The following is a 20,948-nucleotide window of genomic DNA, read 5'->3' as shown; positions in this document are numbered from 1 at the left end:
ACATGCTAGAGGATACGCGGCTCTCCGGATCATCCCTTGCGCGGAGCGGGCTAGGCGAGCTTGCTGGAAACGGCCTTGATCGCTTTCAGTCCCGATCCGAACCGCGCGATGGCCTCCCGGTTCTTCTCCAGCTCGCCATAGGGCAGGTAGGATATGTCGAGGTCGGCTACGCGGCTGAACGCGGGCCGCTGCAACTGCGCGCGAACGTCCGTCTCGCGCGCGTCGGGCGCGACAAGGAACAGCCCCGCGGTCGCGTGAAGGTCGCCACCGCTCAAGGCCAGGTCGAGCATCCTGACGATGCCCGAATAGATCGAGGTCGAATGCTCCACCTCGAACGCCGCGGCGACATGATCGCCGGCCTTCTCAAGCCACAGCACGTCGATCAGCCGGATCGAGTCAGCGCCCTTCGACGTCGCGATCGTGTCGGGCAGGCGCTCAAGGCATCCTGCGCCCAAGGGTGATCCGTCGAAGGCGCGGCTGCGGTCGTTCGCGGCGATCCATACGTCATAGCCGAGCGCCAACCCTAGATCGCGAAGCCATGCCTGGATTTCGGTATGGGTGCGCTCGTTCTCGCCCTCGCGCTGAGCGGCCTTGCTGAGCGTGCGCGCTTCCTCGCGCGCCGCCTCAAGCCGCTGCCCCCAGCTCGCCAGCGTCGCGCCGCTCACGTCGAGGGGCGGAGCCGGATAGCGATCGGAGCCGATGTCGAACAACAGACCGCCGATCGCGCCTAAATCATTCGATAGCAGCTCGCGGAAGCGGTCGTTGAGATCGAGGATGCCGGTCCGCATCGCCAGAAAATGCTCCCAGCTCCCGAGCTTCACATTCGCCCCCGTCAGCGCGTTGTAGCCCTTAACGATTGCGGTGTTGAAGGGCGGCACCAGCGTCGGGTGAAGGAAGTAGAGGAGGTTGGCGACCGCCGGACCCAGCCCCTTGATCTTCAAACGGTCGATCGCGTGGATATGGCTGATGATCTCCTCGGCCGTGTCGCAACAGGAACAGGCGTCGAGCAAGCGGCCGAACGCGCGCTGATTGTCGGGGCTCTCGTAAATGTCGGGGATGCGGAGCTTCGGCTTCCAGAGGAACGCATGGTCCGCGCCCTTGAAGATTTGCCGCTGCTCGGCGACGGAATGGGCGACGGTTTCGAGCGACGATCCGCGGTAGGCGACGCCGAACGTGCCGCGCTCGATCTCGCCGACAACCTGGGTGATGCCGCGCCGGATTGATCGGAAGTTCTTCAACCGCTCGTCCCAAAGAAACCAGCTCCGATAGGTCGCGCCCTGATCGTCACGCCAGCGGGCAATTAAGCGGCGCACCAGGCCGTCATGGTCGGTGCCAGTAGAAAGACTGTCGATCTGCGCTGCCATATGTCCCCGATTGCCCCCGGCCCGCGTTTGGCGAGCTAGTAATAGACCTAAGCTGCGGCCCTTATGGCGTCGAGGGTGTAGAGCTGGCCCCCGCAATATGAGGGCAACGCCGCTCCCGCGCGTAGATTCAACATACAGGCCAGCGGTGCCGACAGGGCCTTGACCCTAACACGGTGTCATACCCTACATGCTCTCGGGTCGAAGGAGTCTTGCCATGAACGACCCTCATTACCATTCCCAAGCCGGGCGTTGCGGCTGTTCGAAGCCTGCGCCTGAATCGGTCTCCACGCCCTCATCCTGTTGCGGGGGCGGCTCGGCCGCTCCCGCAAAGATCGAGCACGAACATCATCACACCGAAGCGGGCGGCTGCTGCTCGGGCAGTAAGGACAACGATGCCGCAGCAGCAGTGATCGACGCGGTGTGCGGCATGACGGTCGATCCCGCAAAAACGACACACCATGCCGAGCACGCTGGTCATGCCTATCATTTCTGTAGCGCAGGGTGCCGGAGCAAGTTTGTCGCCAATCCTGACGCCTATCTGAGCGATAAGCCGAAACCGGAGCCGATGGCGACGCCGGGGGCGATGTGGACGTGCCCGATGCACCCGCAAATTCGCCAGGAAGGGCCGGGAACTTGCCCAATCTGCGGCATGGCGCTCGAACCCGAAGAACCGTCGCTCGACGATACTCCCAACCCTGAGCTGGTCGACTTCACGCGCCGACTGTGGGTGGCGGGCGCGCTCACGATCCCGCTGCTCGTCGTCTCGATGTTCGCGGAAATGTTAGGCCTGCATGTGGTTAGCCCTGCGGCCTCGCCTTGGGTCCAGCTCGCACTCACCGCGCCGATCGTGCTGTGGGCGGGCTGGCCGTTTTTCGAGCGGGGGTGGACATCGCTTCGTACCCGCCATCTCAATATGTTCACACTGATCGCGATCGGCGTAGGTGCCGCCTTCCTCTATAGCGTGGTCGCGACGCTCGCGCCGGGCATCTTCCCAGCGACCTTCCGCACGCATGGGAGCATGGTTCCCGTCTATTACGAGGCGGCCGGCGTCGTGGTGACACTGGTGCTGCTCGGGCAAGTGCTCGAACTGCGCGCTAGGGCGGCGACAGGGCGCGCGATCCGCGCTCTCATGGATCTCGCCCCCAAGACGGCGCGACGCTTGCAGCCTGACGGTTCTGAAGAAGAAGTCGGGCTTGCCGACGTGGCAACCGGTGACCGGCTGCGGGTCCGCCCCGGTGAAGCCATCCCGGTCGATGGCGTCGTGGTCGAGGGTCGTTCGTCGGTCGACGAAGCCATGCTCACCGGCGAACCCGCGCCGGTCCTCAAGGAAGTCGAGGCGATCGTTACCGGGGGCACCGTCAACGGGACGGGCAGCCTGGTGATGGAAGCCCGCGCGGTTGGTTCGGACACGATGCTCGCGCGTATCGTCCGCATGGTCGCGGAAGCGCAGCGAAGCCGCGCCCCGATACAGGCGGTCGCCGATCGGGTTTCAGGATGGTTCGTGCCGCTCGTCGTGCTGATCTCGATTGCGACCTTCATCACTTGGTCGCTGGTCGGCCCTGAGCCGCGCATGGGCCATGCCCTGCTTAACGCCATCGCAGTGCTGGTGATCGCCTGCCCGTGCGCGCTCGGGCTCGCCACGCCCATGTCGATCATGGTCGGCACGGGACGCGGCGCTCAGGCCGGCGTGCTGGTGAAGAACGCGGAAGCCTTACAGGGGCTGGAAAAGGTCGATACCCTTGTCATCGACAAGACGGGTACGCTCACGGAAGGCAAGCCCAAGCTGATCGCGGTCGAGACGGTCAGCGCGGTCGGAGAGAACGACATGCTCGCGCTTGCCGCGGCCGTCGAAGGCCAATCCGAACATCCGCTCGCGCACGCAATCGTCGTTGCCGCCAAAGAACGAGGATTGCAGCTCGGCACAGTCGCGGACTTTGCCTCGCAAACCGGGCTGGGTGTCAGCGCCACGGTGGGCGGCCGCTCGGTCGTGATTGGCAATGCGGTGCAAATGAGCCGGATCGGCGCTGATCTCAAGCCGGTCGACGCCGCGGCCGATCGTCACCGTGGCGAAGGCGCGGGCATCATCCTCGTCGCGATCGACGGGGCGCTCGCCGGTCTGCTCGCAGTCGCCGATCCGGTGCGCGCATCGGCGCGCGACGCTATTGCCGCGCTTCGCAAGGAGGGCCTGCGGGTCGTCATGCTCACCGGCGACAATCGTGGGACGGCCGATGCTGTCGCGCGCGCCGTGGGCGGTCTTGATGACGTGCGCGCCGATCTGCTGCCGGAAGACAAGGCGCGTATCATCGGCGAGCTGAAAGCGAGCGGCGCAAGGGTCGCAATGGCGGGCGATGGGATCAACGACGCCCCGGCGCTCGCCGCCGCGGATGTCGGCTTGGCGATGGGAACGGGAACAGACGTGGCGATCGAAAGCGCCGGCATGACGCTCACGCGCGGCGATCTCTCGGCGATCGTGCGCGCCCGCAAGCTCGCTCGCGCGACGATGCGAAATATCCGCCAAAACCTGTTCTTCTCGTTCTTGTTCAACGGAATCGGCGTGCCGGTTGCGGCCGGCGTGCTTTACCCGGTTGCCGGTATCCTGCTGTCGCCGATGCTGGCCGGTGCAGCGATGGCGCTCTCGTCCTTCACCGTGGTCCTGAACGCACTGCGGCTCAACGCGGTAAAGCTGTGAACATCGGAGCGGCGTCGGACGCCAGCGGCGTCTCCCAACGCATGATCCGCCACTATGAAAAGATTGGTTTGGTGCCCGCGCCGCCACGGCGCGGGAACTACCGGGACTACGCCGACGCTGACGTTCATCGGCTGCGATTTATCGCCAACGCGCGCGACCTGGGGTTCCCGATCGAGGAAATCCGCACGCTGCTGGGGCTGTGGTCGGATCGCGATCGGTCGAGCGCGGAAGTGAAGACGCTGGCGGAAGCCCGCGCTGCCGAACTGGGCCGCAAGGTCCGCGTCTTGGACGCCATGCGCCGCTCGCTTACCGGGCTCGCCCAAGCCTGTCATGGCGATGATCGGCCTGATTGTCCGATCATCGAACGCTTGGCTGAATAACTTGCGCGGCTAACTTTTACTCCACTTGAGCGTGATCGTGCGTCGCACCGTTTCACGCGTTTCGCGCTGCGGCTTTGCCGCACCCCTCGATCGCCGCGCGGTTGGCCGTCACGATCCTGTCGGCCCCGACGATGGCGCGGAACGCGGTGGGACTGGCGCTCTGGATCATACGCTGCCCGGCTTCCCAGCGGGGCAAGTCGAGCGTCCGCGCCGCCATGCGCTCGGGCCATTGCCAGCTCGCCGGTGCGATCTCGCGCGCGACCAGGCCCGGCACGATCGCCCATGCGAGGATGCCGGCCGCCACCCCACCCAGGGCAAACCATAGCTGCCGATTCTTCTGGTCGGCGCGTGTCCATGCGGACCCGGCGATGGCGCGAAGATCGGCCATGATGCGGGCCTTGTCCTCGCCCGCCTTGGCGAGCGCCGCCTGATCCTCGCGCCGGGCGGCGCTGCCCGCCGCGGCGATGCGCTGCGCCATCTGCTCCGGCGTCATCGCCAGCGCCGGGGCCGCTTTCAGGAATTGGCCGATGCGCGCGACGTTCTCGCCTGCCGTGTTCACGTTCTGCTGGAGCACGCCAAGCGTCTCGGTATGGTCGGGTATGTCGATCGCCGCGCTCGGCCGCCAAGCCCTCCACGGCGCAGCGCCAGCTCGCCGCGCATGGCCTCGAACGCCTCGGCCGCGCCTGCTCCGCCCTGATCGTCCTCGTTCGTCACCTGTCGTGAGCCTGCAACCCGTGATATTCCTCCGAGTTAATCAAAGGAGACCCAACAATCACCGGACCGGTCATGCCTAAGACACCACACACGAAAGGCCCGGACGAAACCCTTTCTCTCCTCGCCGATCCCTATCGGTTCATCTCCAGGCAGTGCCAGCGCCTAGGCGCAAACGCTTTTGAATCCCGTTTCCTGCTGAAAAAGACCAACTGCCTTAAGGGGGCCAAGGCCGCCGAAATCTTCTACGATACGACCCGCTTCGAGCGCGAAGGTGCCATGCCGGTCGCTATTCAGAAGACACTGCTGGGCCAAGGCGGCGTTCAGGGTCTGGACGGCGAGACCCATCGGCACCGCAAGCAGATGTTCATGGGCCTGATGACACCAGAGCGCGTGCGGGCGCTGGCGCAATTGTTCGAGGCCGAGTGGCGCAGGGCGGTGCCGGGCTGGACGCGCAAAGGAGAGATCGTCTTCTATGACGAGTTGCATGAGCCGCTGACGCGAGCGGTATGCGCTTGGGCGGGAGTTCCTCTTCCGGACGATGAAGCCGGCAACCGCGCGGGCGAGCTGCGGGCGCTGTTCGACGCCGCCGGCTCGGCGAGCCCAAGGCATCTTTGGTCACGGCTGGCCCGTCGTCGCGTCGACGCATGGGCGAAGCGGATCATTGAAGGCATTCGGGCCGGGAGCATCGGCTCGGGCTCGGGGACCGCGGCTTACGCGATAGCCTGGCATCGCGACCGGCACGACGATCTTCTTTCGCCGCACGTCGCAGCGGTCGAACTGGTAAATGTCCTTCGCCCGACCGTCGCGATCGCAGTGTACATCACCTTCGTCGCCCACGCGCTGCAAACCTGTTCAGGGATCAGGGCGGCCTTGGTTCAGCAGCCGGACTATGCCGAGCTCTTCGTCCAAGAGGTCCGCCGATTCTATCCCTTCTTTCCCGCTGTGGTGGCGCGCGCGAGCCAAGATTTCGAGTGGGAGGGGATGGCCTTTCCGGAAGGGCGTCAAGTGGTGCTAGACCTTTATGGGAGCAATCACGACGCAGCGACCTGGGCCGACCCCCAGGAGTTTCGCCCTGAGCGTTTCAGGGCTTGGGACGAAGACTCCTTCAACTTCATTCCGCAGGGCGGCGGCGATCACTATCTCGGCCATCGCTGTCCCGGCGAATGGATCGTCCTCGCGATCATGAAGGTGGCGGCACACCTCCTCGTCAACGCGATGCGCTATGACGTACCGGACCAAGACCTGAGCATCGATTTCGCCAGGCTGCCAGCGCTTCCGAAAAGCGGCTTCGTGATGCGCAACGTCCACATAGGTGGCTAGGGCCGCGTGCCGTGGTGATGGTGATCGGCTCCGTTATCGACCGTTTGCGCGAGTACGGGGTGCGATGCGACATCTACGCAGTCGAATGTTGGTTCAGCAAGTCGATCACGGCGCACCTCGCCGCCCCGTCGCCTTCGCAACGGTCGATGGTCGCAGCCAGCAGGCTTTCTAGTTGCGCCAGATCCTCCATCTTAGCGCGCACACGCTCTAGATGGTGAGCCGCGATCTCGCGGACCTCACTGCATGACGCCTGCGCAGAACCGCCAAGAGACAGGATCGCGCGCACCTCGGCCGGGGAGAAGCCGAGTTCGCGCGCGCGACGGACGAACCCAAGTGCGCGGACGTGACCGGTCCCATATACCCGCCGCCCGCCGCTTGTGCGGGGTGGCGTTGCGAGAACACCAACGCGCTCGAAGTACCGGATCGTCTCGATATTCACGCCAGTCCGGCGAGACAGCTCGCCGATCGTGATGCTTTCCTCAACGCGCATATATTGCTTGCTCCTGTAGTCACTACAGGATGCATAACGGGCTAACCCGCTAGAGGCGATAGATGAACCAAGAGACCATCCCGCGTGAACCCCTAGGCGCACCAACGTCACGACGTCGCGCCGACACGGGGCTATCCGCCCTCGGCGCGCTTGCGAGCTTAGCCGCTGTTCTAGCTGCGGCGTCATGCTGCGTCCTGCCCCTCGCACTCGCGGCGCTCGGCCTGGGGGCGGGCCTGTCCAGCAACTTCGCCGCGCTGATACCACTACGGTGGCCGCTAACGGCGACCTCCCTCATCGGCTTGGCTGCTGGGTGGTGGGCCTACGCGCAGCGGCGGAGGTCCTGTGCTGGGGACCGGTCCTGCACAATGCCGCTGCCCTCGCGCGCGACACCTATCCTGCTCGCGATTGGAACGGTTCTGACGCTTATCGCGTTCGCCTGGGACCTCCTAGAAGCGCCGCTGATGAACGCGCTTTCCTGATGCAGCTCACCTCAACCCTGACCTGTCCCAAATGCGGCGGGGTGGCCACCGAAAGGATGCCCACCAACGCCTGCCAATTCTTCTATGATTGCCGGCATTGCGCGGTGGTGCTGCGGCCCCTGGCTGGCGACTGCTGCGTGTTCTGCTCATTTGGCGATGTCCCATGCCCTCCGATCCAGGAAGCGAAAGCAAACGGGACTGTGGCGGGCTGCTGCGGGTGAGGCGATAGCTTCACGTTTCTTCGTGAACTGGGGTCCTGCTCGCCAAGGTCGCGCAAGCGAAATTGCCTACTTCGGTCTTATTCGACCGGTTCCTGACCTGCCTCAACTGCTCATTTTCGAGAGGGCATTTGAACAGGATAGCATTTCGGGCGCTTCAAAAACCCTTGCTCCTCCAGTTGCTAGAGCATGTAACCGCAATTTGCTCTCCTGCGGACGGGGGGCTGGAGGTGGCTTTTTGACGGCCCGTGTTGAAGCAATCGGTATGTCTCGACGCTCATTAGTGGCGCGGTTGGTGGCCTGTGGAACCGGCTTGGTGCTCGGTTCTCCAACGCTCGCGCGACAGACTTCCCGGTCTGCGGCCTCGTGGAACTTCGGCGCGGCTCACCTCGAATGGGAGCCGCTGGAAGTCGGCACGGGTGATACCCTCCTTGTTTCGGCACAAGTGCGCGGAGTGCCGGCGCGGGCGGTGCTCGACAGTGGCAGCGGCGCGTCGATCATGAGCACGGCGCTCGCGGCGAAGCTCGGCTTGAACAATGGTGAGCGGCGCATGATTAGCGGGCTGAGCGCCAAGGCCCCGGTGCTGCTGGTCCGCGACATCGACGTACAGCTCGCCCGCGAAACCCGTCGCTTACCCTTTGCCGTTGTTGGTGATCTGAGTTCAGTGTCGGCGGCCTTCGGACGACCGATCGACGTTCTCCTCGGTGCCGATATGTTCACGGGCAGCTGCATCGCGCTCGATTTCGCGAACAGGCGTATGGCGGTCGTCAAGTCAGGCACGTTTCTCGCCGGCCCCGACTGGCGCGCTGTCGCGCTCGGACGCGGTGCCAAGCAGGAGCTGTTCATCCGGGCCTCCGTCGAGGGCCTGTCTCCCGTGCCCTTGATGATCGATCTTGGCAGCTCGGCCGCGCTGATGCTCTCGTCGGCCTATGCCCGCGATCAAGGGCTGTTGAACGGGAAGCTCGTCTCGACCGCGGCGATCGGCGGCGTCGATGGTGTGCGTATCAACGATGCTTTCACGATCCAGAACATCAACATCGAAGGGCTTGGCGTCTCGAACGTCCCCACACTCGGGATGAGAGCTTGGCTCTCCACCAGCACGGTTGGCAATGTCGGCCTACCGCTGATCGCTCAATTCGACGTGGTGTTCGACGTGACCGCCGGATTCGTGTGGCTCCGGCCACTCGGTCCTCGTCGTCGCCTGCCGATGCTGAAGGACCGTAGCGGCCTTGGCCTCGCAGCCTCACCAACGGCGCTCACCGTTGTTCATGTGGCGGCGAACAGTCCCGCGGAAAAGGCTGGCTGGGCGGTCGGCGACCGGATCGTGGCGGTGAACGGCCATTCGATCGATGCGAACTATACGCGTGGGGAGCTCTGGCAAGTGCGCTCCCGGCCTGCTGGCACCCTCGTAAAGCTGACGATGGCCTCGGGTGATGTGCGCGAGCTCAGGCTGGCCGATTATTATTGATCGGCTTGAGGGTGGCCTTTGCCGATCGCCTTCATGATCCGACAATCGGCCATGCGCGCCTTGGTGCAGCTCTGGCTGAGCATTGCCAACTCATCCCGCAACACCGCGAGTTGCGCCAGTCTCTCCTCCACATCCTTGAGGTGCTGAGCAGCGATAGCTGAGGCGGCACCACAATCCTGGTCCGGGTTCTGCGCCAGCCCCATCAACGAACGGATCTCGTCGACGGAGAAGCCAAGCCGGCGACCGTTGCGGATGAAGTGCAAACGCTCAATGTCACTGGCATCGTAGGTTCTGCGACCCGACGCCGTGCGAGGGGCGGATCGGAGCAACCCGATCGACTCATAAAAGCGGATCGTCGTCACCTTCGTCGAGGTCTCGCTGGCGAGCTGCCCAATCATCACCGGCTTCATCATGCCATCCTTGCTTATGCGAACGTGTCGCACATTTCGCTTGCTTCTACAGCGACTGGAGGTGGTAAGGAAGGCCGCATGAATGCTTCTACCGAAAGCTGCGGGTGCCACGGGGAGCCCGCGCGCGCGCAAACCGATCCGGCCTATCGCCGTGCGCTGCTGACCGTCGTGGTGCTCAACCTCGGCTTCGGAGTCGCCGAGCTGTTCGGCGGGTTCATCGCCGATAGCCAAGCGCTGAAAGCGGATTCCCTCGATTTTCTCGGGGACGGGTCGATCAGCCTTATCGGTCTTCTCGCGCTTGCCTGGTCCGCACGGGCGAGGGCAAAGGTCGCGCTGACGCAGGGGTTGTTTCTCGGTGCGCTTGGCGTGGGCGTAATCGGTTTCGCGATTTGGCGCGCCCTGAACGCAACCGCGCCGGATGCCGAACTGATGGGCACAATCGGCGTTGTCGCGCTCGCGATCAATGTCGTGTCCGCCTTGGTGCTTGCGCGTTTCCGGGAAGGGGACGCCAATGTTCGCGCGATCTGGCTGTTCAGCCGCAACGACGCGCTCGCCAATGTCGCGGTGATCGCCGCGGCCGGTCTGGTGGCGTGGACAGGAAGCGCCTGGCCGGACCTCGCCGTCGCCGGCCTCATCGCCCTCCTGTTCCTCCACTCCGCTTATGAAATCGTCACTGGCGCTCGGCGCGAACTGGGAGAGCGGTAGTGCGTCTGCTCACCTTGATCCGGGCAATGCTCTCGCTGCGGCTGCTCGCCGCGCTCGCTGCGCTGCTGATCCCTGCTGCGGCATTCGCCGAACCCGGCGACGTGCAAACCGCATGGCGGCTGCTCGACTATATGGCCGTCGATTATGGAGGCGCGGTCGCGAACGGTCGGATCAAGAGCGCGTCGGAATACGCCGAAATGAATGAGTTTGCCGCGTCGGTCTCGACACGGCTTCAAGGCCTGCCGGCGAAGCCGGAGCGCCAAGCCCTCATTCAGCGGGCCGCCAACCTCCAAGCGGTAATCGCGGAAAAGGGATCGACTGAACAGGTGGCAACACTGGCGCACGGGCTCGCGGCCGATCTGCTGCGCGCCTACCCGGTGCCGCTCGCGCCCGATAAGGCTCCGAACCTCGTCTCCAGCGATGCACTGTTCCGACAATCCTGCGCGTCCTGCCACGGGATGACGGGCAACGGCCGTGGCCCTGACGCCGCCAAGCTCGCTACGCCCCCGATTGCTTTCACCGATGCCGAGCGCGCGCGCCAGCGCAGCGTGTTCGCGCTCTATCAGGTGGTGACGCAAGGCATCGACGGGACCGCGATGCAGAGCTTCGCCGATCTGCCCAACGATCAGCGCTGGGCGTTAGCATTCCGAGCCGGGAGCTTCGCCTTCACGGATGCGCAGGCGCGCGAAGGCGAGCGGCTTTGGAAATCCGACCCGACCCTTCGCCGGCGCATTCCGGACCTGAAAACCCTGGTCGCGCTCACCCCGGCCGCGCTCGGCGCGGCGATCGGCGACGCCAAGGCTGACGCCGTGCTCGCGTTCCTGCGTCGTCATCCCGAACAGGTGATACAACAGGCTCCCGGCTCGCTCGCGGTCGCCCGCGCCAAACTCGCCGAAAGCGTGGCGGCTGCGCGGCGCGGCGATGCGCGCATGGCGAAAGAGCTGGCGCTGTCGGCCTATCTCGATGGGTTCGAGCCGATCGAGCCAACACTCACCGCGCGCGACGCGACGCTGATGGGTCGAATCGAGGGCGCGATGGGGGAGTTCCGCGCCTCGATCGACCGGGGCGCGTCGCCCGATGATCTCGCGGAGAAGGTCGCAGTACTGGGCGGCCTTTTCGACGATGCGGAAGCGGCGCTCGCGCCTGATGCCGCCACCGAAGCGTCCACGTTCCTGGGCGCGTTCACGATCCTGCTGCGTGAAGGGCTCGAAGCCCTGCTCATCGTTGTCGCCATGATCGCGTTCCTGCGTAAAGCCGAGCGCGGCGAGGCGCTGCGGTACGTGCATGGCGGCTGGGTCAGCGCGATCATCGCGGGCGGGATCACCTGGGCGGTCGCCACCTATGCGATCGGGATCAGCGGTGCGAGCCGGGAGCTGACGGAAGGGTTTGGCTCGCTGTTCGCCGCGGTCGTGCTGCTCTCGGTCGGGATTTGGATGCACGGCAAGGCGCAGGCCGATCAGTGGCAGCGCTATATTCGCGAGAAGATGTCGCGGGCGCTCTCGGGCGGGTCGGGCTGGTTCCTGTTCGGGCTGGCGTTCGTCGTAGTTTATCGCGAGGTCTTCGAGACGATCCTGTTCTATGCCGCGCTTTCGGCGCAAGGTGACAACGGGATGCTTCTCGCGGGGGCCGGGTCGGCGATTGGACTGCTCAGCCTGATCGCTTGGGCCATGCTTCGCTACAGTCGCAAGCTGCCGATCGCGCAGTTCTTCCGCTATAGCTCCTGGCTCATGGCGGTCCTGACCGTCGTGCTGGCGGGTAAAGGCGTCGCCGCGCTCCAGGAAGCCGGCCTTATCAACATCGCACCGCTCGCGGACGTGCCACGGCTGTCGATGCTCGGCGTGTTTCCCACTTGGCAATCGGTGCTGGCGCAACTCCTGATGGCGGTCGCCATTGCGGTCGGGTTCGCCTGGAACGGGCGCGACCGATCCCGCTCGGGTTCCGGCTCAGTGACCCTTGGTTCGAATTAGTGCAATGACATGAAAACCCTTCCGTGATAGAGGCAAGCTAGTGCGAGCCTTTTTGCCTTTCCTGACATGCCTGATGCTGGTCCTGACCAGCTTCTCCGGCATGGCCCATGCCGCCGATCTGGCGGGGGGAAGCATCGCGGGCGTTGAGTTCACGGTCCATACCGCCGGTGACATCGATCAGGTGCCATCGGACTCGGACAAGAATGTCCCGCATCATCACAATTATTGTCACGGACACGACGTCGGCGCGCCTGCGCGCACGACGATGGAATATACCCCCGTCCTCACAGTGCCCAAGCCGACAATCTCCGCCTCTGCGTCGCTCGACGGCCGCACCGGCATGGTCCATTTGAGGCCCCCCCAAGCCTGACGTCCGATTTGGGCGTGCGTTGGCGCGCCCCTGTCGATCATCGTCAGGAGTCCTATTTTCATGAATCGTATCCTCGCGGCCATGCTGGCCGCAGCGTCTTGCGCCACGATGGCGCAGGCGCAGGTCGGACCGTCCGCGCCTGTTGCGCAGGATGCGCCGGTCTACACGCTTGACCAAGCGGTCAGTGCAGCGGGCGGTTCGGCCCCTGCTGCGGAAGCGGCGACAGCTGGAATCGACGCGGCCCGTGCAGGTCGCACAGTCGCCGGCTTGCGGCCCAATCCGGTGGTTCAAGGCCAAGTCGAGAATGTCATCGGCTCCGGGCCGTATCGGGGGGTCCGCAGCGCGGAAACCACGGTCGGCTTTGCGATCCCGATCGAGCTAGGCGGCAAGCGCGGCGCCCGCGTCGCGGTCGCCAATGCGCAATTGTCCCGGGCCGAGATCCAGGCCGCGATCATCGCGGCGGATGTCCGGCTTCAGGTAACGCAGCTCTATGTCGAAGCGGTCGCGGCCGATCGCCGGGTAATGACAGCCCGCGATCAGGCCCGGATCGCCAGCGATGCGCTGCGGGCCGCGAGCGTTCGCGTGCAGGCAGGGCGGGCATCGCCACTCGAGCAACAGCGCGCGGATGTCGCGCGTATCAATGCCGACGCCAATGTGGAGCGGCAGCTTCGCTTGGCCGAGGCGGCCCGCGCCAATCTGGCGCGTCGGATCGGACGGCCGATCGACGGCCTGCTCGATGACACGCTGCTCGATCGCCTTCCCGATGTGAACGTCTATGGGCCGTTGGCACCGGTCAACACGACCGGCACACTCGCGCTGGCGGCAGCCAACGCGGATTTCTCCATTGCCGAAGCCGGCGTGCGGCTCGCGCGCGCCAATCGCGTGCCTGACCTGAACGTCGGGCCGTCGATCCGCCGCCTGGAAGCGACCAACGACATGGCGGCGGTGTTCAGCGTGTCGATCCCGATCCCGGTGTTCAACAATGGTCGCGCCGCGATTGCGCAGGCGACCGCGCAGCGGACCCAGGCGGATGCGCAGCGCCGCGTGACCGCGCTCGACATCGAACAGGCGATCACGGACGCGCAGGCGCAGGCGGCCAATGCCGCAACGACGGCTCGTGCGGCGTCGGGGCCGGCGCTGGCGGCTGCACAGGAGGCCGCCCGCATCGCGCGGATCGGCTATCGCGAGGGCAAGTTCGGCCAGCTCGAATTGCTCGATGCTGAACGCACGCTCGCCGAAACGCGGGTCGCCGCGATCGACGCGCTTGCCAATTACCAGAATGCCCGCGCGCAAGTGGAGCGACTGACCGCTCGTGCGCCCAATGGGGGGAATCAGTGATGAAGAGCTTTTATCTCGCGGGCGCGGCGTCGCTCGCCCTGCTCTTGGCTGCCTGCGGCGGCAAGGATGGCGGAAACGAGGCAACTGCCGAAGGCGCAGCTGCCAATGAGACGGCAGCGGGCACGGAAAAGGGCGGTGCTGAAGGCGGTCATGCCGGTGAAGGCGTCGTCACATTGGGTGCCGACCAGATCGCCACAGCGGGCGTCCAGGTCGGACGGCCGATCATCGGCGGGGCCGGGACGATCGAGCTGCCCGCGATCATCGAGGGCGACCCACAGGGAACGCAGGTCGTCTCGGCCGCAATTGCGGGACGCGTGGTCGCGCTCACCCGTAACCTCGGCCAATCGGTCGGACGCGGCCAGACCATTGCGGTCATCGAAAGCCGCGAGGCGGCGCAGATCAAGGGCGAGGTCGAGGCGGCGCGGGCGCGGCTTCAGCTCGCTAATTCGAACCTCGCGCGCGAACAGCGGCTGTTCGCGCAGAGAGTCTCCCCTGAACAGGATCTGATCGCCGCCCGCACAGCGGCGACGGAGGCGCGGATCGCCCTGACGCAGGCGCAGAGCATGGTTTCGGCGGCGGGTGTCGGCGGCGGCGGGCTCAACCGGCTCGGCATTGCCGCGCCGATCTCGGGCCAGATCATTGCGCGCCCCGTGACGCTGGGACAAACGGTCGCGGCGGATGCCGAACTCTATCGCATCGCCAACCTGAGCCAGGTGTCGATCGCGCTTAATCTCAAGCCCGAGGATGCGGGCCGGGTGCGTCCCGGCAATACGGTGCTGGTGAAGGCGGCAGGCCGTCAGGCGACCGCCCGCGTGACCTTCGTGTCGCCGGCGCTTGATCCGCAGACGCGGCTCGTGCCTGCGCTCGCCACCCTCGACAATCGCGGTGGCGAATGGCGGGTCGGCGAGCCTGTGACGGCAGCCGTGCAGCTCACGGGCAGCGGCGGGAGCGGGGCGGTCCGCGTGCCGACGACGGCGGTCCAGAGTTTCGAGGGCAAGTCGGTCGTGTTCGTGCGCACGCCCACCGGCTTCAAGGCGACCCCGGTCCAGCTCGGCGATGCGTCGGGCGACACGGTGATCGTCCGGTCGGGCCTGACCGGCAACGAACAGATCGCCACCACCGGAAGTTTCACGCTCAAGGCCGAGATCGGCAAGGGCGAAGCGAGCCACGAGGATTAAGCCATGATCGCCCGTATCGTAACCTGGGCGGTCGAGAAGCGCTGGCTAGTCCTGCTCCTCACCGTCATCGTCGCCGCCATCGGCGCCTTTTCCCTCTACCGGCTACCGATCGACGCGGTGCCGGACATCACCAACAATCAGGTCCAGATCAACGTCCGCGCGCCTGCCCTCTCGCCCGAGCTGGTCGAGAAGCAGGTGTCGTTTCCAATCGAAACCGCGCTCGCCGGCACCCCCGGCCTGGAATATACGCGCTCGTTGAGCCGCAACGGCTTCGCGCAGATCACGGCGGTCTTTTCGGACGCGACGGACATCTATTTCGCCCGCCAGCAGGTGGGCGAGCGTCTGCGGGGCGTGCAAGAGAATCTGCCCGACGGCGTGAACCCTGAAATGGGTCCGATCGCGACAGGCCTGGGCGAGGTGTACATGTACACCGTTCGTCTCGATCATCGCGAGGACGACAAGCACAAGCCCGGTGAACCGGGCCAACAGCCCGATGGCAGCTACATCACGCCAGAGGGCGAGCGACTGACGACCGAAGAGGACAAGGCGACCTACCTGCGCACCGCGCAGGACTGGATCGTGACGCCGCTTCTGAAGACCACACCGGGCCTCGCCGGTGTCGACTCGATTGGCGGTTACGCCAAGCAGTTCCTCGTCGTGCCCGACGTGCAGAAGCTGGCCTCGCTCGGCATCACGCTGACGGACCTGGGAAATGCGCTGGAGCGCAATAACACCAGCGTCGGCGGTGGCTTCGTCAATCGCAATGGCGAAGGTCTGGCTGTTCGCTCGGATGCGCTCGTTCGCAATGCCAGCGAGTTGGCCAGGACCGTGATCGCGACACGTAACGGCGTGCCGATCACGGTAGAACAAGTTGCGACTGTGAAGACGGGTCAGGCGATCCGCATGGGTTCGGCATCGGAGAACGGTACCGAAGTCGTCGTCGGCACGGCGATCATGCGGATCGGCGAGAACAGCCGCATCGTGTCGACCGCGGTCGCTGAGAAACTGAAGACGATCAACGCTTCGCTGCCTCCTGACGTCGTAATTCAGCCGGTGCTGAACCGCACCGAGCTGGTCAATTCGACGATCAAGACGGTCGCGAAAAACCTGTCCGAAGGCGCGGTGCTGGTCATCGTCGTGCTCTTCCTGCTGCTCGGCAACTTCCGTGCGGCCCTGATCGCGGCGTTGGTCATCCCGATCACCATGATGCTGACAGGCTTTGGTATGCTGCGCGCTGGGGTCTCGGCCAATCTGATGAGCCTTGGGGCTTTGGACTTCGGTCTGATCGTCGACGGCGCCGTCATCATCGTTGAAAACGCGCTGCGAAGGCTTGCCGAGCAACAGCATCATGAAGGCCGATTGCTGAGCGTCAAGGAAAGGCTCGCGACCGTGGCAGCCGCCGCGCGCGAGATGATCCGGCCCTCGGTCTACGGACAGGCGATCATCATCCTCGTCTACGTGCCGCTACTCACGCTGACCGGCGTGGAGGGCAAGACGTTCGTGCCGATGGCGCTCACCGTCATCATCGCGCTCGGCTTCGCCTTCATCCTGTCGCTCACCTTCGTCCCCGCCATGATCGCGATCTGGCTGTCCAAAAAGGTGGAGGAGAAGGACGGCCGCATCATCACATGGCTGAAGAAGCGCTACGAACCCGGTCTCGACCGGGCGATGAAGCGCCCGACCCTGACGATCGGGGCGGGTGTCGGCAGCCTTGTGGTGGCGGCGCTTGCCTTCACCACGCTCGGCTCGGTGTTCCTGCCGCAGCTCGATGAAGGCGATCTGCTCATCCAGTCGCTCCGCATCCCGGCAACGTCGGTCCAGCAGAGTCAGGCGATGCAGGTGCCGATCGAGAGGATGATGTCGAAGCAACCGGAGGTGGCGTTCGTCTATTCAAAGACGGGCACCGCCGAGCTGGCGGCCGACCCGATGCCGCCGAACGCGACCGACATGTTCGTCATCCTGAAGCCGCGGAAGGACTGGCCGAACCCCGACCTTCCCAAGGAGGAGCTGGTAAGTCGGATCGAGGGTAATCTCGCGAAGTTCCCGGGCAATGCCTATGAGATCACCCAGCCCATCCAGATGCGCTTCAACGAGCTGATCGCCGGCGTTCGCGGCGATATCGCGGTGAAGGTATTCGGCGACGACTTCACACAAATGAACCGGACGGCCGAGCAGGTTGCTGCGGTGCTGCGCAAGACGCAGGGCGCAGCGGACGTGAAGGTCGAGCAAACGACGGGCCTGCCCATGCTCGACATTCGCGTCAATCGCGACGCAATGGCGCGTCTGGGCGTCACTGCCCAAGATGTGCAGGACATCGTCACCGCGACAATCGGCGGGCGCACCTCGGGCCAGATCTTCGAGGGCGATCGGCGCTTTCCGGTCGTGATACGGCTCTCTGAAGCGCAACGGGCGGACATCGGCCTTCTCGAACAGGTGCAGGTGCCGTTGGCGGGGGGTGGCTATGTGCCGCTTTCGAGCGTCGCCGACATCAAGGTGGTCGATGGTCCCAACCAGATCAGCCGCGAGAACGGGAAGCGTCGCGTGGTGGTGCAAGCCAATGTGCGCGGTCGCGACGTCGGCAGTGTCGTTGCGGACGCGCAGGCGGCGATCGGTAGCCAGGTTCGGCTGCCCGCTGGTGCCTATCTCGAATGGGGCGGCCAGTTCGAGAACCTGCAATCGGCAAGCGAACGTCTGAAGCTGGTCATTCCGGCCTGCTTCATCCTGATCCTGTTGCTCCTCTACGGGGCATTGGGATCGGTCCGCGATGCCGCGATCGTCTTCACCGGCGTGCCCTTCGCGCTGGTGGGCGGCGTTCTGCTGCTGTTCCTGCGGGGCATGGACTTCTCGATCTCGGCGGCGGTTGGCTTCATCGCCTTGTCGGGCATCGCGGTCCTCAACGGCCTCGTGATGGTCAGCTCGATCCAGGACCTGATCCGGTCGGGGCTATCGCGCGAAGAGGCGGCCCATGTCGGCGCAATGCAGCGTCTGCGGCCCGTCGTCATGACCGCGCTCGTCGCCAGCCTCGGCTTCGTGCCGATGGCGCTTGGCGAAGGCGCGGGCGCGGAGGTGCAGAAGCCATTGGCGACCGTCGTCATCGGCGGCCTGATCTCGGCAACGCTGCTGACGCTGTTCGTGCTGCCGACGCTCTACGCCCGGTTCGGGCAGAAAGTGATCGAGAAGCCCGAGCACTACAATGAGGAGCATGAAGGGGACGACCACGGTCAGACCTTCGTGAACGACTTGGCCTGAAGGGTGAGCGGGGCGATCCGCGATCGCCCCGCTCATCTCTGGGAGATGGGGATATGCCTCGCACCATAACCAGCTCAATGCTTCACGGCGGGCCACTGCGGATCTGGTCGGCGATCACCGATCCGGATCATCGTCGGGCTTGGAGTCCGCTCGTATTCCTCGACAACCCGTGCCAGCTTGGCGAGACGGAATGTACCTTCGCGATCCAGGGCATCACCCGACCAATTCGGACGCCAGCACGGATTGATCGATTCGATAAGCCGCACGCCTTCGCTTGGTCCTGCGGCATCCCTTATCTGTTCACGCTCGAAGAGCGGTACGAGCTGGCAGGGGACGACGGTGGCACCAGGCTAACACATAGCTGCACGCTGCGCGGGGCGCTGTCTTTGCCGTTCGCGGCGATGATGTTGCGTCGCCTGCGGTCCCTGATGATCGAGGCTGACGATCGCCTCGCAACCTATCTGCGCTGGCGGGTGGGTCAGCCTGCCCGTGGGATCAATCGTCAGCGCGTCCCCTCCCGGTACAGGAGGAAGGCGCGATGACGCCGTTGAAGCGGGTTCTGCCCGCCCTCATCCTCGTTATCGGGCTGGCGGCTTGCACGGAAAGCAAGCCGCCAGCCCCGCCAACGGAGCAGCAAATCCATTCGTCCGACAGCGCCGTGGCGACCGGGGAAATGGGGCGCCATCCCTATCGCTGTTCCGACGGGGAACCGCTGTTCGTCGACTACAAGGACAACGGCCTGCAGATCGATTTGCGGCGCTCCAGCAGCGCCGTGCCCATGACGCTGACCGCGCCAGCGCAGGGCCTCCAATATGTCGGCGAGACAGCCACCGCGACCTTCAAGGGGTCGCAGCTCACCATCGTGGAAGGCGAAGGCCGCACGCGGACCTGCGAACGGGAGGGCACCCGATGAACCGTCCTGTCTTCCGACACGTCGCACTGCAACGGGAGAGAAACGATGTCTGACACGTCGATCTCGAATGTGATGGCCATTCGCGCCGAAGTGATCGCGCGAAGCCGCGCCTTGCGCGAGGCGCAGCCGACGGCACCGCCCGGCGTGACGCCGACCGCTCCAGCCTCAACCTTTGCCGACACCCTCAATGCCGTGGTGGCGAAGGTCAACGAGACCCAGGAGCAGGAGGATGTCGTCACCGAAGCATATGAACGGGGCGAAACCACCGACATTGCGACCGTCGCGCTCATCCAGAGCCGTGCATCCATTACGTTCGAGGCGACGCTGCAAGTCCGGAACAAGCTGCTGTCTGCATATCGAGACATCATGAACATGCCGATCGGATGACGATCGCGGAGATAACTAAGGCGGTATTGGTATGATTGTCGGCACAAGGCCACGATTTACGCAGATTATTGTCGAGGTTTGGAAGCCCCTCACGATCCTGTTCGTGTGGGACGTGGCGGTGACGGCATTCCACATGATGACCCCGATCAAGGAACCGCCTTTGCCGACGGCGCTGTTCGGCACTGCCATCGCGCTCTTCATGGGGTTTCGGACCAACGCCGCTTATGCACGCTGGTGGGAAGCGCGAACTCTTTGGGGCGCGCTCATCAATTCCTCGCGCAGTCTGGCCCGGATCACGCGCAGCCTGACCAAGGGGGAACCCGAGGGCAGTGAGATACGGCACCACATCATCCTGAGGCAGATCGCCTTTGCGCACTCGATGCGCTGCCAGCTTCGCCGACAGTCGCCCTATGAAGAAATTGCCCGGGTCGCCGGAACGGAGGTCGCCGATATGGCGGTCACTCGCCTGAACCCTGCCAATGCGCTCTTGGAGGACATATCGGGCATTTACGCTGACGCGCTCGCGGAAGGTCGGATCACCGAGATCCAGCAGGCAACTGTGGAGCGCGTCCTGATCGACATCGCCAATGCGCAGGGCGGCATGGAGCGGATCAAGAACACGCCGCTGCCCAATGGCTTTCGGTTCTTCCCGAACCTCTTCACGCGTGTGTTCTGCGTGCTGCTCCCGATCGCGCTGGTCGAATCCCTGGGCCTTGCCACGCCGATCGGATCGACGCTGATCGGACTCGTCTTCCTCGCGGTGCTGAGCATCGGCGAGGATCTGACCGATCCGTTCGCCAATAGCGTCCACGATGTCCCGCTCACGGCCATGTGCCGCACGATCGAGATCGACCTTCTCCAAACCGCGGGACTTCCGGCCCCCGAGCCGCTGACACCTGATCACGGGGTGCTGTGGTGATGGGCATGCGCGCCTTGCTGCATCTGCCCGGGCTCACGATCGCGCGCGTTGGCGCCGTTCTCGTCACCGGCGTGATTGTAGGGGCGTGCAACCCGGCTCCGAGCGAACCTGTCGAACCGGCTCATGACAAGCGTGTGACGCCAAGGCTGATCGCGCAGCGCATCATGTATTGCGACGACGGCACCCGCGCCGATGTCGACTTCATCGACGACGGCCTGAAGATGGCCGTCACCTGGCTGCCGAAGGGCAGGACCGAGATCCTGCGCGCCCAGCGAACCGGTGATGAATTTCGCGGCAACCAGTCACGGGCGGTCGTGGCGGGCGGGGCGATCGCCTTCATGCGGCGCGGGAAAATCCACGTCTGTCACCGAACCCCGGAGGGATCATAGG

The 20,948-nt window shown here is 64.9% G+C and carries 21 protein-coding genes; 17 read left to right on the top strand and 4 right to left on the bottom strand.

Annotation, left to right across the window (positions count from 1 at the left end):
• Positions 1-50 precede the first annotated feature (50 nt).
• Positions 51-1,364: a type II restriction endonuclease gene (locus RF701_RS16690; protein ID WP_308815708.1), complete on the bottom strand. Its 1,314-nt coding sequence runs from the start codon at positions 1,362-1,364 to the stop codon at positions 51-53.
• Positions 1,365-1,695: 331 nt separating this feature from the next.
• Between RF701_RS16690 and RF701_RS16685 the strand changes: the two genes are divergently transcribed.
• Together RF701_RS16685 and cueR are read left to right on the top strand one after the other, a co-directional pair.
• Entirely contained in the window at positions 1,696-4,053 is a 2,358-nt protein-coding gene (locus RF701_RS16685; RefSeq protein ID WP_371262954.1) for a heavy metal translocating P-type ATPase, read from the top strand.
• The gene (cueR, locus tag RF701_RS16680) at positions 4,050-4,433 is read left to right on the top strand and encodes a Cu(I)-responsive transcriptional regulator (RefSeq protein WP_017980795.1); all 384 of its coding nucleotides are present in this window, start codon (positions 4,050-4,052) and stop codon (positions 4,431-4,433) included. Before RF701_RS16685 ends, cueR begins: the two co-directional genes overlap by 4 nt.
• 52 nt (positions 4,434-4,485) lie before the next feature.
• Here the strand turns inward: cueR and RF701_RS16675 are convergent, their stop codons facing one another.
• Positions 4,486-5,007 carry a DUF6118 family protein gene (locus tag RF701_RS16675; RefSeq protein WP_017980796.1) on the bottom strand — a complete coding sequence of 174 codons (522 nt, stop codon included), beginning with the start codon at positions 5,005-5,007 and terminating at the stop codon, positions 4,486-4,488.
• 212 nt (positions 5,008-5,219) lie between these two features.
• Here RF701_RS16675 and RF701_RS16670 point away from each other — a divergent pair, with 212 nt between their 5' ends.
• A complete protein-coding gene (locus RF701_RS16670) occupies positions 5,220-6,467 on the top strand; it encodes a cytochrome P450 (RefSeq protein WP_017980797.1) in 1,248 nt (415 codons plus the stop codon).
• 73 nt (positions 6,468-6,540) lie between these two features.
• Here the strand turns inward: RF701_RS16670 and RF701_RS16665 are convergent, their stop codons facing one another.
• Positions 6,541-6,957, bottom strand: coding sequence for a helix-turn-helix domain-containing protein (locus tag RF701_RS16665; protein WP_017980798.1), 417 nt, complete (start codon positions 6,955-6,957; stop codon positions 6,541-6,543).
• A gap of 62 nt (positions 6,958-7,019) precedes the next feature.
• Between RF701_RS16665 and RF701_RS16660 the strand changes: the two genes are divergently transcribed.
• The 3 genes from RF701_RS16660 to RF701_RS16650 all read left to right on the top strand — a co-directional run bounded on the left by RF701_RS16660 (position 7,020) and on the right by RF701_RS16650 (position 9,122).
• Entirely contained in the window at positions 7,020-7,436 is a 417-nt protein-coding gene (locus RF701_RS16660; protein ID WP_017980799.1) for a mercuric transporter MerT family protein, read from the top strand.
• The gene (locus RF701_RS16655) at positions 7,436-7,657 is read left to right on the top strand and encodes a GDCCVxC domain-containing (seleno)protein (protein WP_081609171.1); all 222 of its coding nucleotides are present in this window, start codon (positions 7,436-7,438) and stop codon (positions 7,655-7,657) included. Before RF701_RS16660 ends, RF701_RS16655 begins: the two co-directional genes overlap by 1 nt.
• A 262-nt stretch (positions 7,658-7,919) precedes the next feature.
• Positions 7,920-9,122, top strand: coding sequence for an aspartyl protease family protein (locus tag RF701_RS16650; RefSeq protein WP_081614886.1), 1,203 nt, complete (start codon positions 7,920-7,922; stop codon positions 9,120-9,122).
• Here RF701_RS16650 and RF701_RS16645 read toward each other — a convergent pair.
• The gene (locus RF701_RS16645) at positions 9,116-9,535 is read right to left on the bottom strand and encodes a helix-turn-helix domain-containing protein (RefSeq protein ID WP_007406847.1); all 420 of its coding nucleotides are present in this window, start codon (positions 9,533-9,535) and stop codon (positions 9,116-9,118) included. The genes RF701_RS16650 and RF701_RS16645 overlap by 7 nt on opposite strands.
• Before the next feature lie 75 nt (positions 9,536-9,610).
• Here RF701_RS16645 and RF701_RS16640 point away from each other — a divergent pair, with 75 nt between their 5' ends.
• The 11 genes from RF701_RS16640 to RF701_RS16590 all read left to right on the top strand — a co-directional run bounded on the left by RF701_RS16640 (position 9,611) and on the right by RF701_RS16590 (position 20,947).
• Positions 9,611-10,237, top strand: coding sequence for a cation transporter (locus RF701_RS16640; RefSeq protein ID WP_004212870.1), 627 nt, complete (start codon positions 9,611-9,613; stop codon positions 10,235-10,237).
• Positions 10,237-12,204 (top strand): cytochrome c/FTR1 family iron permease, encoded by a 1,968-nt coding sequence (locus tag RF701_RS16635; RefSeq protein ID WP_018251218.1) that lies wholly within the window; start codon positions 10,237-10,239, stop codon positions 12,202-12,204. The genes RF701_RS16640 and RF701_RS16635 overlap by 1 nt, the downstream gene beginning before the upstream one ends.
• Before the next feature lie 73 nt (positions 12,205-12,277).
• Positions 12,278-12,574, top strand: coding sequence for a hypothetical protein (locus tag RF701_RS16630; protein WP_007406840.1), 297 nt, complete (start codon positions 12,278-12,280; stop codon positions 12,572-12,574).
• Between the two features lie 60 nt (positions 12,575-12,634).
• Positions 12,635-13,912, top strand: a complete 1,278-nt coding sequence (locus RF701_RS16625) for a TolC family protein (RefSeq protein WP_013039111.1) — start codon at positions 12,635-12,637, stop codon at positions 13,910-13,912.
• Positions 13,912-15,090 carry an efflux RND transporter periplasmic adaptor subunit gene (locus RF701_RS16620; protein WP_004212877.1) on the top strand — a complete coding sequence of 393 codons (1,179 nt, stop codon included), beginning with the start codon at positions 13,912-13,914 and terminating at the stop codon, positions 15,088-15,090. Before RF701_RS16625 ends, RF701_RS16620 begins: the two co-directional genes overlap by 1 nt.
• Before the next feature lie 3 nt (positions 15,091-15,093).
• Positions 15,094-18,339 carry an efflux RND transporter permease subunit gene (locus RF701_RS16615; RefSeq protein WP_007406862.1) on the top strand — a complete coding sequence of 1,082 codons (3,246 nt, stop codon included), beginning with the start codon at positions 15,094-15,096 and terminating at the stop codon, positions 18,337-18,339.
• Between the two features lie 53 nt (positions 18,340-18,392).
• Positions 18,393-18,881, top strand: coding sequence for an SRPBCC family protein (locus tag RF701_RS16610; protein ID WP_043060768.1), 489 nt, complete (start codon positions 18,393-18,395; stop codon positions 18,879-18,881).
• Complete coding sequence (locus RF701_RS16605) at positions 18,878-19,252, top strand: hypothetical protein (protein WP_007406844.1); 375 nt, start codon at positions 18,878-18,880, stop codon at positions 19,250-19,252. Before RF701_RS16610 ends, RF701_RS16605 begins: the two co-directional genes overlap by 4 nt.
• Positions 19,253-19,297: 45 nt before the next feature.
• Positions 19,298-19,639, top strand: a complete 342-nt coding sequence (gene fliE, locus RF701_RS16600; RefSeq protein ID WP_007406845.1) for a flagellar hook-basal body complex protein FliE — start codon at positions 19,298-19,300, stop codon at positions 19,637-19,639.
• A gap of 31 nt (positions 19,640-19,670) precedes the next feature.
• Entirely contained in the window at positions 19,671-20,558 is an 888-nt protein-coding gene (locus RF701_RS16595) for a bestrophin family protein (RefSeq protein WP_007406841.1), read from the top strand.
• Positions 20,559-20,563: 5 nt separating this feature from the next.
• Positions 20,564-20,947, top strand: coding sequence for a hypothetical protein (locus RF701_RS16590; protein ID WP_007406861.1), 384 nt, complete (start codon positions 20,564-20,566; stop codon positions 20,945-20,947).
• The last annotated feature ends 1 nt before the right edge of the window (position 20,948 follow it).

It is taken from the genome of Sphingomonas sp. GV3, assembly GCF_031082075.1.
Classification (GTDB): Bacteria; Pseudomonadota; Alphaproteobacteria; order Sphingomonadales; family Sphingomonadaceae; genus Sphingomonas; species Sphingomonas beigongshangi.
This window is presented reverse-complemented; position numbering and strand designations above follow the sequence as displayed.